Consider the following 14,709-nt stretch of genomic DNA (forward strand, 5'->3'; position numbering starts at 1 on the left):
GTTGTTAAGGCTATGAAAAAATTCTTAATATTGTTGTATTTAATGATATTTTCTATAAGTTTTACAGCACAATATAAAATTTCTAAAAGAACTTCTGTAAAAATGACGCAGAGCGAAATGGAAAAAAATTCTGTGCTTATAGAAAAAAGTGTAATAAATACATTCACAGAATCTGGATTGAAAAATCATTTTTCACGTATAGAAGATAAAAAAAATAAAAATTTATCAGACGAGATATACAGCAAGTTTGTTGATGAAACGCTTATTATACTGTCTACAAATGCTCAAATAACAATCACTAAAATTGAATTTTTAAGTGAAAAAAAAGCAGAAATAACAGCTAAATACAAAACTCCGACAATAGGAACAAATTCTCTGCCTAAATATGATGCAATGTTTAAAAATGAATTTAAAAGACAAATGGGTTATTCTTTTGAAAAAATTGATGGAAAAATTTTATCAAATACAGACAAACAAAAAATAGACAGCATAATAAAGGATACTGCAAGAAAAGTTGTGAAATTAAATTTAAAAAATGCTGTTTATAGTTATGGAGAAAGCAGAGAATTAATGGAAAAAGTTGATGGCAACTGGAGATTTGTTATAAAGTAGAACGATAAATTTGTTACTAAAATTTAAAAATTTATAACTGAAAAAGTTAGGAGGATGAAATGAAAAAACTAATTATTTTGATTATGATTTTGTTTACACTTGTAGCTTGCAGCAGTACTGGAAAAGGGACAAATTCGATTCATGTTGGAGTAGGTTTTTCAGGACTTTAAGATTTTGTAGCTAAAGTATTTATCAGAAAAAAGGAGAGAGAAAAATGGGAGCATTATTTTGGGCAATTTTGTCAGGAACAGCGGCAATTCTGGAAATAATTATTCCGGGGCTTGTAACAATTTGGTTTGCACTTTCAGCTTTAATTGTAATGTTTCTTGCAAATTTTATAGAAGATTCACTAATACAGTTTTTAATATTTGCTGTACTTTCGGTAATTTTTCTAATATTTACACGTCCAGTCTTGAGAAAATATATTGAATCGCAAAGAAAGACAAATTTTGATGCGAGCATGAAAGGGACTGATGTAAAAATTGAAAAAGTAGTCGATACTAAACAAACTGAAAAGGAATATGAAGTAAAATTTAAAGGGTCCATTTGGACAGGAGTAAGCGAGCAAATATTGTCAAATGGAGAAATTGTTAAAATTAAAGGCTTTAAAGGCAACAAGATAATTCTTGAAAGAAAATGATAATTTTTTAAATAAAAATAGGAGGTATTATTATGTATTGGAGTTTACCATTAATAGTTATTCTTATTGTAATAGCGTTAATTTACATTTTTAAATCGATAAAGATTGTACCAGAATCACGTGTACTTATTATTGAAAAATTGGGGAAATACGATAGATCCCTAAGTTCGGGGCTTAGTTTTCTGAATCCATTTTTTGATAGGGTTGCAAGAAGCGTGTCTTTAAAGGAACAAGTTGTGGATTTTCCTCCACAGCCTGTTATTACAAAGGATAACGCCACAATGCAAATTGATACAGTTGTTTATTTTCAGATAACTGATCCGAAGCTGTACACTTATGGAGTAGAACGTCCACTTTCAGCAATTGAAAATTTGACAGCAACAACTTTGAGAAATATTATTGGAGATATGACAGTCGATCAGACATTGACTTCAAGAGATATTATCAACACGAAAATGCGTCAGGAACTGGATGATGCCACAGATCCTTGGGGAATAAAAGTAAACCGTGTGGAATTGAAAAGCATCTTGCCACCAGCTGACATTCGTGTAGCAATGGAAAAGGAAATGAAGGCAGAGCGTGAAAAAAGGGCAAACATTCTGGAAGCACAAGCAAAAAGAGAAGCGGCAATCTTGGTTGCAGAAGGAGAAAAACAGGCTGCAATTTTAAGAGCAGAAGCTAAAAAAGAACAGCAGATAAAAGAAGCCGAAGGGCGTGCAGAAGCAATTTTATCAATTCAAAAAGCACAAGCAGAAGCGTTGAAACTGTTAAACGAAGCAGCACCAACAAAAGAGGTATTGTCACTAAAAGGAATGGAAACATTTGAAAAAGTGGCAGACGGAAAATCAACAAAAATCATTATTCCAAGCGAATTACAAAATCTGGCTGGAATGGTTACAGCATTTTCGGAACTTGCTAAAAAAGATAAAGATGTGGAACAAAAATAGATTATATGGGACTGGACAACATGTTCAGTCTTTTTTTTGGAAATTTTTATAATAGGGTTGTTTAATAACGAATTCATAATCATTCAAGTAAATTATTTTTATTTATTTTTTAGATATTTTGATTAATAAATATTTTTTCATATTATTATGTTTTTTCTTTTTATTTTTGTAGGATTGCTCATTGCCGCAAAACCTTATCTTGCAGTAAAAGTTTATCCTAATAATTAAAATTGTGGCAAGATTGCTACGCAATAACCTATGGCTATTCTACGACATTTTTCTGCACTGACAAAAAACTCGCTATGCTCAGACAGTTTTGCCAGCACAGAAAAATGCTCCGACGGGTTATTTATACTAGAATCTGTTTGAAAAATGAAAATTATATTTTAATTATTTGAAAATATTAGATTTATACCCTTTATTAGAAAAGTTTGTAATAATTTCGTTATTTAAATGGGTAAATAGTATTAAATCGCTTAAAATCTAAAGGATAGTAGTTAAAATTTTGAAAATAACAAATTGAAGAAATATAGAATACACCTTGTATTCCAACATAAAATATTGTACAATAAAAATATAAAAACATAAGCAGTTAACACATAAAATGGAATAATAATTTGACATAGATATTTAAAACAGAAGGGGGAATGTGTTCCTGTCCTTTTTGGTTAAGTATTGTATTTTTATTTCATTAATTCATAAATTAATATTTTATTTAGTATTTTCACAATGTATATATTCGCTAGAATACTCATAACATTTTCTTCCTCTTTCTCTTCTGTACTCTGAAGCCTTCTCCCATCCTTTTGGATCAAGCAATTCACATCAGACAACACTTAATCCAAGCATAGCGATAATCAAAATTTTTAAAGTTGATAAGTTCAATAATTATAAATTTTGACTTTAGATTATAAATATTTTTGCTCTAAAATGTAATTGACAAAACCTGAAATTAGGTTTATAATTTTACCAAGAAACAAAGAAACCAAAAAAGGAGTTTTTTTATGGAAAGTAATATTTTGGAAATGAATAAGACAATCTCGATTTCTTCTAAAAATCAGATTACAATTCCTAAAAAAGTTATGGAACATCTAGGTTTTACAAAAGAGGCAAAAATAAAGGTTAGCAAAGGCTCTTTGATTGTAACGCCTGTGAAAGAAAATGAAGATATGGAATTTTCAGATTTGATTTTGGAGGACTTGATAAAGGAGGGATATTCAGGAGAAGAACTTCTAAAAGAATTTAAAGTTAGAAAAAATAATATCAAGCCTGCAATTCAGAAATTAATATCGGACACAGAAAAAAATGGGGTAAGCTATGAGGATGTATTTGGGGAGGATTAATAATGGAAACGGAAGTGATTATATCCACTGGTGCTACAAAATATTTTAAGAAATTAAAAGACAAAAAATTAAAAGAAAAATTTGCTGAAGCGATTAAAAAAATTAAGGAAAATCCTGAAATAGGAGAAATGAAAAAATCAGATTTAGCAGGCATATATGGTTATGATATTTTTTACAATAAAATTAACTATGAACTAGCGTATACAATTAAGATAGAAGATAAAAAAATAGTTATTGTACTATTAGCAGGAACAAGAGAAAATTTTTATAAAACTTTAAAAAAATATTTGAAGTCACAATAAAATAGAGTAAGAAAAAAGTCAAATTTTTTAAGTAATTTCTGAAAGATTTGATTTTTTTAATAGCAGTTTTTACTATTTTCATTACATTTTTTCTTTTTTACCTGTTTATTCATTACTTTTATTGTAGTAAATATTTATCCCAGTAATTAAGATTAGCTACATAATGCCTGTTGCCAGATTTCCATTTTTATTTCCAACTTCAAGACTTTTCTTTTTACTTGTCAGAAAATTGCAGTCGAACAAATAAAAGTTCTGCTGATTTAGTAAATTAGAAAGATATTTGTTATAGAATTTTTGAGATTTTAAGTTTTCAGTAAAATAGGATTTGTTTGAGTTTTTCTGTTTATTTGAATTATTTGGAGAAGATAAATCAATTTTTTGAAATAAAAAAAGAAAATTACTCAAAATTTTATATAGAGCAATTTTCCCTAAAACAAATATTTCAACTTTGTATTTTTATTATATTAATTTATAAATTAATATTTTATTTAGTATCCTCACAGTATACATTTCCGTTATATTTTTCATAACATTTTCTTCCTCTTTCGGCTGCCTTTTGACGTGCTCTTTCCCATCCTTTTGGATCAAGCAATTCACATCCGACAACACTCAAGCCAAGCATAGCGATAATCAAAATTTTAAATAGACTTTTCATATAAAAATCAGCTCCTTTGTATTATTTTTGTTTGTTGTTTTAAAAAATATTGTTTATTTAAATTATATCACTATTTTTTTTTTTTTTTTTTGAATTTCATTAGAAAGTTGTTAGTTTTAAAATTTTTATTTAGTAAATGAAAACGATTTTAAAGTAAAAAAAATTAAATAATGATACAACATTTCTGATTGAAGTTTTAATGGTGATATGGTAAAATTTTAGATGAAATAATAAGAAAAAATTGAAAAATAGAGGTAAATTGATGAAAAAAGATAAAATTGGGTTTTTGATATTTCATATATTTTTTATAGCATTTGTGCTATTTTTGAAAAATGTAGCTACTTTTCAGAATGAGGCGCTGGAGATGAAATTTTTGGAATGTCTACTTATGGGTGTTTATATTTATACGTTTTTTACAGCGAAAATTTATTTGGAGTGGCTAAATTCGTATATGATTTTTTTGTATACGCTGTTTTTGTTTAATTTTACAAGGATATTTCTGGATATTGTGAATTATAGGGAGTTTGGATGGGCTACGAAGTTTGCTAACTTTTATTTTTTTTATGATGTGAGAAATGAGATAATAAATGTTTTTCTGTTAGTATTACTGTTTACACATCTAGGATTTTTCATTGCGATTTCAAATGAGAAGATTAGTGATATTAGAAGCAGTGTTACGCTTGAAAGCAGAAGGCTGTTTACGAATGTTGGAATGGCTCTGTTTATAATTTCATTGCCTGCTTTGGCCTACAAGATGTTTATTCAACTGAGGGTTATTTTGCGGGCTGGATACGAGGCTTATTATACTGGAATTTTAAAAGGGGTTGATTATCCTGCATTTACAAAAGGCTCTGGTACAGTAATGACAATTGGATTTTTGATATTTTTAATTTCAATTCCATCCAAAAGAAAATTTTTGACAATTTCTTCACTTTATCTTATGGTAAAACTGCTGGATTCGTTTAAGGGGGCAAGAGCAATATTTTTGACACAGCTTCTTTTTATAATGTGGTATTACGCAAAAGTCTATGGAATCAGGATAAAAGCCAAAACAATGGTAAAATTAGTAGGATTTACCGTGATTTTTTCACAAATTCTAGTGTCTGTACGAAGTAAAAAAATATTCAGTCTGGATTTAGTAAACACAATTTTTAATTTTCTATTTTCTCAAGGAGTAAGTTATCTTGTACTTGGCTACACAATCAATTTTAAGCACAGCATTGTTGGAAACGGAAGCTACCCCTACATCTTGCAGGGAATATTCGGCTTTAAGCCACAGTCGCTGGAAACACTTGCCACAACCAACTCTATTGCGGATAAATTAACATATTACCTAAATTCAGGTGCTTATTTAAAAGGAGAAGGAATTGGCTCAAACTATATCGCAGAAATGTATGATTTAGGCTACTTCTGGTTAATTGTAATTTCAATTCTGCTTGGAATTTTTATTATAAAATACGAAAAATATGTTGTAAAAAATAGATTTTTATTATTAACAAGCTATTACTTCATACCAAATTTATTTTATATCCCAAGAGGCTCATTCTTCGGAGAAGGGCTAATAAAAAATATGGCAATGCTAATAGCAGTTTATGTGATAATTTTCAGTTTTGACTATATGTATAGAAAAATTGAGGAAAAGAAGGAACTGATTTAATTTTTTAGGGAGTTGAGTGGGATTGAATGAGAAAGAACAAGTATTTAAAGTGCATTGGGTAGAGAAATTAAAAATGGTATTTAAATTGATTTATATTCCAGCATTACTTTTTTGGGGATGGAGATTTTCTTTCGATTTTTCAATAAATGAAATATTTTTTAAATGTTTTTTAACTGTTCTGCTTTCAATCATACTATTTTTAATTTTATCTATTTTTGTTTTTAATAAAAAAATTGAAGCCTTTGACAATATTTTGACATATTATAAAAGAGGAAAAGAAGTTTGGTGTGTGAGAATAGAAAAAGATAATATTAGGATATTTTATCAAAAGCATTGGAGTAGTGTATTAAAACATTTATCAGTAGATTACTATGATGTTCCAATTTATTTGTTTGGAAAGAAAAACTGCTTAAAACTTGAAAAAATTATTTGTGAATTTCAACTTGAAAAAATGGAAATTGAAAATACAGTATTTGAAATTCCAAAAAAAGAATTATTTACAGAAAAATACAAAGATATTTTTAAAAATACTATTAAAATAATTTTTATCTTGATAGTAGTTAAAATAGTTTATTCTGATAATATTTTTTTGAATTACTTTTTGATAATTATTATTTTGGGAGTTATTATTTTACAAATTATTTCTTTAATCAGAATAAAAATTTATACACCGAAAATTATAAAAATATTTAGTAATTTTATAAGTATTGATGATGAAAAATACAGTAAGTATGATATAAAAAAGTTAATGATTACAAATCCGAATACAAAAAGTGGAACGATAGATTTTGGATACAGAATATTAAAAATTTTTGGAAATAATGAAAAAAAGGTTTATACATTAATTACCTCTAAAAATTCAGAGTTTAAAAATTCTGGAAAGGATGAGGATTACGAAACTTTTTATGAAGAAATATTGAAATTTTGTATTGTTAATGGAATTGAATATGAGTTGGTGTAGGAAAATAGGAGTTTAACGTTGATGGAAGTAGAAAATATAGAAATAATAGACGGAATAAATGATAAAAATAAAAATGATATAGTCAAATGGACTAATAAAAAGGGAAAGGACTTTCTTGAGCAATGGGCTGGAAAAAGTCTTGATTTTCCACTTACAGAAAGTCAGATTGATGATTTGAATGATATTTACTCGATTTTTTGTGAGAATGAGTTTGTGGGGATTATTCAGAAAATACGAAAAGAGATGGATAATGTCCATATTGGAAGATTTTTGATTAATCCCGAACTTACTGGAAAAGGACTTGGAAAAAGTGCTTTGATAGAGTTTATAAATTTAATTTTTCAAGATGAGGACGTGAATTCGATTACGTTAAATGTGTTTGATTGTAATGCGGGGGCAAAGAAATTGTATGAGAAAGTTGGATTTGAAGTTGTGAATGTTACTGAAAATCCGATGAAAAAGTATATGATGATTATGAAAAAAGATGAAAAATAGGAGAAAATAATGATAGAAAAAAAAATATATTATGTCTGGATTGGAAACGCCAAAAAGCCAGATATTTTTTATAAATGTCTGGAATCGTGGAAGAAAAATCTGCCTAATTTTGAAATTATAGAGATAAATGAGAAAAATTTTGATATGGAAAAACATCTTGCGAAAAATAGATTTTTTCGTGAATGTTATGAAAAAAGGCTTTGGGCGTATGTTTCAGATTATATGAGAGTGCATTTTATGTATGAAAATTCTGGAATTTATGTGGATACGGATATGGAAATAATTAAGGATTTGACACCGATTTTGGAAGGGAAAGATGAATTTTCTAAAAATGGGAAGATGAATTTTTTTATTGGCTATGAAGATGAAAAACACATAAGTGTTGGGATTTTTGGGACAACTAAGCATAATCAAGTGTTAAAGGACATTAAAGATTTTTACGAGAATGACATTTGGAAAAAGCCGATTTGGACAATTCCTAAGATTTTTACCTATACTTTTGAGAAAAAGTATAATTTGAGCGAGAAAAGGGAAAATGCTTTGAAAAATGGGGAGATAGTTATTTTTCCGAAAGAATATTTTTATCCTTACGGATTTAAGGATGTTTATTCTGATGATTGCATAAAACCTAAAACATACGGAATTCATTGGTGGAATGACAGCTGGAGCAGTTTGAAGGCTAGATTGTTTTTGGAAACGAAGCATTTGTCAGGAGTAAAAAAACTGGTTAAAAAGATGAGGATAATTGCGAGGTTTTATTTGAAGGAAAAGAGATAAAAATAAGGAGTATTTAGATAGAAATAAAAAAGTAAAAATAAAAAGGTTTGGTAGATACTAAAAAAAGTGATATAATTGAATGAAAAATTTGGAATAACAGATAAATTTTTATTAGAGAAACTGTTATTTTGAGAAAATAAAGAAGGATTAGGAGAAATATTGGAAAAATGAGTAATTTAAAAAAAATATTGTTGTCGCTTATGATTTGTGGGGCAACTGTTAGCTGGGCTAAGGAATTTAAGATAATGACATATAATATTTATGGAGGAAGGCTTACGGATGGACAGAAGCTGGGTGAGAGCATTAAGCCGTATGGGCCTGATTTTGTGTCGCTTCAGGAAGTTGACAAGTTTACGAAAAGAAGTAATTTTCGTGATATAACTTCTGATATTGCAAAAGTTCTTGGTTATGATTATTATTTTTTTAAGAAATCAAGAGATTATGATGGTGGAGAATATGGAATTTCATTTATTTCAAAATATCCGCTTGAGAAAATATATACTTATGAATTGCCGTCGGAAGGGGTAGAAAAAAGACAGCTTATAGTTGCAGAGCTTTCTAAAAAAACTTTTGGGAAAAAGGTGCTGGTAATGAATACGCATTTGGACTTTAAGCAACAGATAAAGCCTGAAGAAATGGAATCGCTGGACTTACTTACAAAATTTTTTGATAAAGATGATATAAAGTTTTTGAGTGGAGATTTTAATTTTTTGCCAACGACAAAATATTATGAAGAAATTACAAAAGACTGGAGAGATACTTACATGGAATCCAATGCTAGTGGTGTAAGAACACTTTCAGATCCACGTATTGACTATATTTTTGGTAGCCAGTCGAAAAAATGGAAGGTAAAATCAAGCTATTTTATTAATGATGCAACGCAGGACTGGACAAAACTGTCGGATCATCTTCCGTATATGACAATTTTAGATATAAAATAAAAGAAGAAGGAGATGTAAAGTATGAAAATTTCCCTTGTAATGCCAACAATAAATGTTACAACAGAACTGGATTTGTTTCTAAAAAGCCTGAAGGCACAGACTTATAAAGATTTTGAGCTAATTGTAGTGGATCAGAATGAAGGAAATGAAGTTTTTGAAATTGTGAAAGACTACGAAGAGGACTTTAAAATAAAATATGTAAAAAGTGATGAAAAAGGGTTAAGCCTAAATAGAAATAGAGGACTTATCTTGATGAAAGGCGAAATTGTGGGATTTCCTGACGATGATTGTGAATATAGTCCCGACACACTTGAAAAAGTTGTAGAATTTTTTGAAAGAAAAAAGAATTATCGAATTTACTCGTGCCGTACGCTTGAACGTGGGAAAAACTATGGAACAGGTGTTATGGAGAAAAAAGACACGGAAATAACGAAGGATAGTGTCGATACGACTGTGAAATCTATAACATTTTTTGTAAATTATGGCAAGGATGACATCATTTTATTTGATGAAAATTTAGGAGTTGGTGCAACTTTTGGAAGTGGAGAAGAAACTGACTATGTGTTGACATTACTTCACAAAGGTTACAAGGGAAGATATTTTGCAAACGATATAATTTACCATCCAGCTAAAAAGGGAAATTATAATGATTTGGAACGTGCCTATAAATATGCTCTAGGTTTTGGAGCATTGGTAAAAAAGGAAGTAAAAGGCAGAAAAAACAGATTTTATATTCTGAAATACTGGAAACGGCAGTTTAGAAGTTTTGTTGGAATGATTATTACAAGAAATAGAAGATATCATAGGGTTGTGATGAAGGGGAGAAAAATAGGATATACAAAATATAAAATTTAAAAATTAGGAGAAGAATATGGATAAGATAAAATGCTTGATAAATATGATAATAGCTTATCTCATTTATCCATTTAACAAAAGAAAATTCAAAAATAGAAATATATGGCTTGTGGGTGGAAACGCAGGAGAACTTTTTGTAGATAATGGACGTGCGATGTATGAGTATTTACGGTCAAGACAGCAGGAAGAAGTGTACTGGGTAATAAACAGAAATGCCAAAATTGCAAAAAAAATCCCAGGAGAAAAACTAATAAAGGGAAGTGTAAAAAGCTACCTTTATTTTATGAATGCAAAAGTTGCATTATTTTCCCACTCAATTTCTGCAGACATTGTTCCATACCTATTTGTAGTGCCATTAATAAACAAATTTCACAAAAAAGTATTCAAAGTATTCCTGAATCACGGAACAGTAGGCTTTAAAGTTCGACAGGCAATGAATCCAAAAACAGCAAAAGTAGGAGAAGCCCTTGTAAAATCCTATGATTTAAACATCTGTGATTCAGAATTTGAAAGAAAAGCGAAAACAGAAACTTGGTGGGAAGTTCCGAAAGAAACAACGGTTATAACAGGCTATCCAAGATATGATAAACTATACAACTTGCAAGTTATTGAAAAACAAATATTTTTCATGCCAACATGGAGAAGCTGGTTAAAATTTGAAAACTCAGAAAACCAGAAATTTGAAGATACAAAATATTTCCAAAATATTGCAAATTTAATTACAGACAAAAAATTAAATAACTATTTGGAAAAAAATGATATTAAATTAAATATTTACATTCATCAGTTAATGCAGGATTATCTAAAAAACTTTGGAAATATAAAACTTGGAAAAAATATAAAAATACTCCCAAAAGAAGTAAACATAACTGAAGAACTGCAAAAATCAAAATTATTAATAACAGATTATTCAAGCGTAGCCTATGACTTCTATTATCTAAATAAACCAATCGTCTTCTTCCAGTTCGATAAACGTGAATACGAAGAAAAAGTCGGCTCTTATGTAGACCTAGACAAGGACTTATTTGGAAAACAAGCCAAAACTGTAGAAAAATGCGTTGAAGAAATTATTGAAATTTCGGAAAATAATTTTCATTATGATAAGGAAATGAAGCAAAAGTCTGATAAGTTGAGAGAAAAGTTTTTGAAGTATGTGGATAAGGGGAATTGTGAAAGAGTTTACGATGAAATTTTAAAAAGAATAAATTAAAACTTGATTTTTTACTAAGGATTTATAACATATGTTGTTATTAATAAATATTTTCTTTGTATTATTAAGTTTTTTCTTTACTTATTTTCGCAGGATTGCTCATTGCCGCAAATCCTGCACCTATGGCTAGACTCCGACTTTTATTTGACCAACTCCGAAACTCCTCCTTTCGTCGTCAAACAGTCGTAGTTGGTCAAATAAAAGCTCCGTCGGTTTTTAAACTAAAAAATTTATTTTGTTAAAGAAAAAATATTTATTATAAATTTCCGAGATTTTAATTTTTCGGTAAAAGACAACTTGTTTGAGCTTTTCTATTTTATTTGAATTGAGAACAACTTCATGAGATTAAAATAACTTTTATTAAAAGCGAGTTTTGTCTTTTGCTGTAAAATTAAAATTCAAGAGCGGGAGTGCAGAGGTATGGCGTTTGATACCTCTGCGTTAAAAAAGATTATAAAGTGTGTAAATAACAATAATTATTAAATAAAAAAATTGATATAAAAATGGAAAAGAAAAAATTTTTATTAATTTTTTAAAAAATTGAAAAAGAAAATAAACTATGATAAAATTTAAAGATAAAAAAATAAAGAGAACAGAGGTAAAATAACGATGGCAGATACACCGCTTATGAAGCAATATAAGGAGATAAAATCAAATTTTGAGGACTCTATATTGTTTTTTAGATTGGGTGATTTTTATGAGATGTTTTTTGAGGATGCGGTGAAAGCGTCACGAGAGCTGGGACTTACGCTTACTTCGAGAAATAAAGAAAAGAATGTGGATATACCGCTTGCGGGAGTTCCATTTCATTCAGCAGATTCATATATAACAAAACTTGTTTCAAAAGGGTATAAGGTTGCGATTTGTGAACAGACAGAAGATCCGAAGATGGCAAAAGGAATTGTAAAACGGGAAGTTGTGAAGATTATAACGCCGGGGACAGTTGTGGATGTGGAGGCACTTGATGCCAAGAGTAATAATTACTTGATGAGTATTTTGAAAATTGAGAATAAACTTGGAATTGCGTATATTGATATAACGACTGGAGAGTTTAAAGTAACGGAAGTTGAAAAGGATGATGATTTTGTAAAATTATTTAATGAGATTAATAAGATTGAGCCTAAGGAAGTGCTTGTTACAGATGATTTTTATGGAGAAATAAAAGAAAAGTTAGATGATTTTTTACAAAAGAATGATTCAGTTGTAACTTTTGTGAATAAGGTTCGGGACAGTGCAAAGTATCTTATGGATTATTTTGAGATTGTGTCGCTGGAAAGTTATGGGATTAAGGATAAAAAAGCGATAATTGGAGCTGCAGCCATGGCACTTGATTATTCAGCTGCTATGCAGGTTGAGCATGAGCTGACTGTGGAAAAAATTGAGTTTGTGAATATTTCCAATTATGCTGAAATAAATGCGATTACAAGCAGAAATCTGGAACTTTTGAAAAATCAGAGGGAAAAAACTGTCTATGGTTCGCTTTTGTGGGTGCTGGACGAGTGTAAAACTTCGATGGGAACACGGCTTTTAAAAAGATTTATAAACAATCCACTTTTAAATGTTGATAAAATAAGAAGAAGACAGAAAGATGTGCAGTATTTTATTGATAATATCTTGATTCGTGAGGATTTGAGAGAAAAACTTGAGAATATTTACGATTTAGAGCGGCTTCTGGGGAAAATAATCTTTGGAAGTGAAAATGGAAAAGATTTGACAGCATTGAAAAAAACGATAAAATCTGCTGTTGAAATAATGAGAATTTTGGGAAATACTGATTTTTTTAAGGATATTGATGCAAATATTTTGTTTGAGTGTTATAAAATAATTGATGATAGTATAAATGAAGATGCGCCATTTTCAGTACGTGAAGGTGGAATTATAAAATCTGGATACAATGCGGAACTAGATGAAATTAGAAATATCATGAATTCTGGGAAAGACTTTTTGCTGGATATTGAACAGCGTGAAAGGGAAGCAACTGGAATTAGAAATATGAAAATAAAATTTAATAAGGTTTTTGGTTATTTTATTGAAATTACAAAAGCAAATCTGGATATGGTGCCAGAACATTACATAAGAAAACAGACTCTTTCAAACTCAGAGAGGTACATTACGCCTGAACTGAAAAAATATGAGGACACAATAATAAATTCTAAGGCAAAAATCGAAGATTTAGAATATCATTTGTTCAAGGAAATTAGCGGAAAACTCAAGGAACATCGGAAAATTTTGTCAGAACTTGCGGAAAGGCTGGCATATATTGATGTAATGGTATCTTTTGCTGTAAGTGCCATTGAAAATGATTACGCAAAACCTGAAATGAATGAGGAATATTCCTTTGAAATTGAGGGTGGAAGGCATCCAGTTGTGGAAAAACTGATTGGAAGGACGGATTATGTTTCAAATGATACAGTCTTTACTGAAAAGGAAAGTTTTGTCGTATTGACAGGCCCTAATATGTCAGGAAAATCAACATATATGAAGCAAATCGCATTAATTTCCATAATGGCTCAGATTGGTTCTTTTGTCCCTGCTAAAAAAGCAAATTTATCAGTTATAGACAAATATTTGACACGGATTGGAGCTTCTGATGATATTTTGACAGGGCAAAGTACATTTATGGTGGAAATGAGTGAAGTTTCCAACATTCTAAACAATGCGACTGAAAAAAGCCTGATAATACTTGATGAAGTTGGACGTGGAACTTCTACAACCGACGGAGTTTCCATTGCGACTGCCATTTCAATGTATATTCACGATAAAATTGGTGCTAAGACAGTTTTTGCAACCCATTATCACGAACTAACTGATCTGGAAAATAAATTCGCACACATTGTAAATTATCGGATAGAAGTGGATGAAAAGCAGGGAAAAGTAATGTTTTTACGAAATATTGTAAAAGGCGGAGCAGACAAGTCCTATGGTATTGAAGTAGCAAAACTGGCTGGACTTCCTAAGGAAATATTGATTGAAAGCAAGAAAATATTGAAACGGCTGGAGCAAAAAAAGGAATTGATTGAAAGAACCGTAGATGTTCACCAGCTTTCACTTTTTGGAGGAAATTCAGAGTTAGAGAATGATTTTCAAGAATTTGAAAATGAAAGTGCAAATGATTTTGAAAATACTGAAAGTAATCAATTTTATACGGAAAAATTAGTACAGGTTGAAGAAGAAAAGGAAAGTTTGTTAGAAATTGTGAATAAAATAGAAAATTATGATGTGAATAATGTTACACCGATGGATGCTATAAAATTTTTGTTTGAATTAAAGCAAGAAATCAAAAAAGATAATTAAAATTGGTAAAATAGGAGAAA

General features: G+C 29.5%; 15 protein-coding genes. 13 read left to right on the forward strand and 2 right to left on the reverse strand.

Annotated elements, in window-relative coordinates; all coding sequences use genetic code 11:
- The first annotated feature begins 42 nt into the window (after nucleotides 1–42).
- The 3 genes from QU666_RS02750 (at nucleotide 43) to QU666_RS02760 (ending at nucleotide 2,199) form a co-directional block, all read left to right on the forward strand.
- The gene (locus QU666_RS02750) at nucleotides 43–612 is read left to right on the forward strand and encodes a hypothetical protein (protein ID WP_021770290.1); all 570 of its coding nucleotides are present in this window, start codon (nucleotides 43–45) and stop codon (nucleotides 610–612) included.
- Between the two features lie 214 nt (nucleotides 613–826).
- Nucleotides 827–1,252 (forward strand): NfeD family protein, encoded by a 426-nt coding sequence (locus QU666_RS02755; RefSeq protein ID WP_021770291.1) that lies wholly within the window; start codon nucleotides 827–829, stop codon nucleotides 1,250–1,252.
- 32 nt (nucleotides 1,253–1,284) lie between these two features.
- A complete protein-coding gene (locus tag QU666_RS02760; protein WP_021770292.1) occupies nucleotides 1,285–2,199 on the forward strand; it encodes an SPFH domain-containing protein in 915 nt (304 codons plus the stop codon).
- Between the two features lie 683 nt (nucleotides 2,200–2,882).
- On the opposite strand, the gene QU666_RS02765 is transcribed toward QU666_RS02760, so the two are convergent.
- The gene (locus QU666_RS02765) at nucleotides 2,883–3,023 is read right to left on the reverse strand and encodes a hypothetical protein (RefSeq protein WP_156908187.1); all 141 of its coding nucleotides are present in this window, start codon (nucleotides 3,021–3,023) and stop codon (nucleotides 2,883–2,885) included.
- Nucleotides 3,024–3,203: 180 nt separating this feature from the next.
- On the opposite strand from QU666_RS02765, the gene QU666_RS02770 reads away from it, so the two are divergent.
- Together QU666_RS02770 and QU666_RS02775 are read left to right on the forward strand one after the other, a co-directional pair.
- The gene (locus QU666_RS02770; protein ID WP_006805976.1) at nucleotides 3,204–3,542 is read left to right on the forward strand and encodes an AbrB/MazE/SpoVT family DNA-binding domain-containing protein; all 339 of its coding nucleotides are present in this window, start codon (nucleotides 3,204–3,206) and stop codon (nucleotides 3,540–3,542) included.
- Between the two features lie 2 nt (nucleotides 3,543–3,544).
- On the forward strand, nucleotides 3,545–3,844 hold the full coding sequence (locus QU666_RS02775; RefSeq protein WP_021768273.1) for a type II toxin-antitoxin system RelE/ParE family toxin: 300 nt from the start codon (nucleotides 3,545–3,547) through the stop codon (nucleotides 3,842–3,844).
- A 484-nt stretch (nucleotides 3,845–4,328) separates the two neighbouring features.
- Here QU666_RS02775 and QU666_RS02780 read toward each other — a convergent pair whose 3' ends face one another.
- Nucleotides 4,329–4,499, reverse strand: coding sequence for a hypothetical protein (locus QU666_RS02780; RefSeq protein WP_021768275.1), 171 nt, complete (start codon nucleotides 4,497–4,499; stop codon nucleotides 4,329–4,331).
- A gap of 262 nt (nucleotides 4,500–4,761) precedes the next feature.
- Between QU666_RS02780 and wzy the strand changes: the two genes are divergently transcribed.
- The 8 genes from wzy (at nucleotide 4,762) to mutS (ending at nucleotide 14,689) form a co-directional block, all read left to right on the forward strand.
- Nucleotides 4,762–6,156, forward strand: a complete 1,395-nt coding sequence (gene wzy, locus QU666_RS02785) for an O-antigen polysaccharide polymerase Wzy (RefSeq protein WP_021769535.1) — start codon at nucleotides 4,762–4,764, stop codon at nucleotides 6,154–6,156.
- 16 nt (nucleotides 6,157–6,172) lie between these two features.
- Complete coding sequence (locus QU666_RS02790) at nucleotides 6,173–7,117, forward strand: hypothetical protein (protein WP_021769534.1); 945 nt, start codon at nucleotides 6,173–6,175, stop codon at nucleotides 7,115–7,117.
- Nucleotides 7,118–7,138: 21 nt separating this feature from the next.
- Nucleotides 7,139–7,612, forward strand: a complete 474-nt coding sequence (locus QU666_RS02795) for a GNAT family N-acetyltransferase (protein ID WP_021769533.1) — start codon at nucleotides 7,139–7,141, stop codon at nucleotides 7,610–7,612.
- Nucleotides 7,613–7,621: 9 nt separating this feature from the next.
- The gene (locus tag QU666_RS02800; RefSeq protein ID WP_021769532.1) at nucleotides 7,622–8,389 is read left to right on the forward strand and encodes a glycosyltransferase family 32 protein; all 768 of its coding nucleotides are present in this window, start codon (nucleotides 7,622–7,624) and stop codon (nucleotides 8,387–8,389) included.
- A 167-nt stretch (nucleotides 8,390–8,556) separates the two neighbouring features.
- Nucleotides 8,557–9,330: an endonuclease/exonuclease/phosphatase family protein gene (locus QU666_RS02805; RefSeq protein ID WP_021769531.1), complete on the forward strand. Its 774-nt coding sequence runs from the start codon at nucleotides 8,557–8,559 to the stop codon at nucleotides 9,328–9,330.
- Nucleotides 9,331–9,351: 21 nt separating this feature from the next.
- On the forward strand, nucleotides 9,352–10,185 hold the full coding sequence (locus tag QU666_RS02810; protein ID WP_021769530.1) for a glycosyltransferase family 2 protein: 834 nt from the start codon (nucleotides 9,352–9,354) through the stop codon (nucleotides 10,183–10,185).
- Between the two features lie 16 nt (nucleotides 10,186–10,201).
- Nucleotides 10,202–11,395 (forward strand): CDP-glycerol glycerophosphotransferase family protein, encoded by a 1,194-nt coding sequence (locus QU666_RS02815; protein WP_021769529.1) that lies wholly within the window; start codon nucleotides 10,202–10,204, stop codon nucleotides 11,393–11,395.
- 609 nt (nucleotides 11,396–12,004) lie between these two features.
- Nucleotides 12,005–14,689, forward strand: a complete 2,685-nt coding sequence (gene mutS / locus QU666_RS02820; RefSeq protein WP_021769527.1) for a DNA mismatch repair protein MutS — start codon at nucleotides 12,005–12,007, stop codon at nucleotides 14,687–14,689.
- The last annotated feature ends 20 nt before the right edge of the window (nucleotides 14,690–14,709 follow it).

The sequence above is a fragment of the Leptotrichia sp. HMT-225 genome (assembly GCF_030644325.1).
In the GTDB taxonomy this organism is placed as follows: domain Bacteria; phylum Fusobacteriota; class Fusobacteriia; order Fusobacteriales; family Leptotrichiaceae; genus Leptotrichia; species Leptotrichia massiliensis.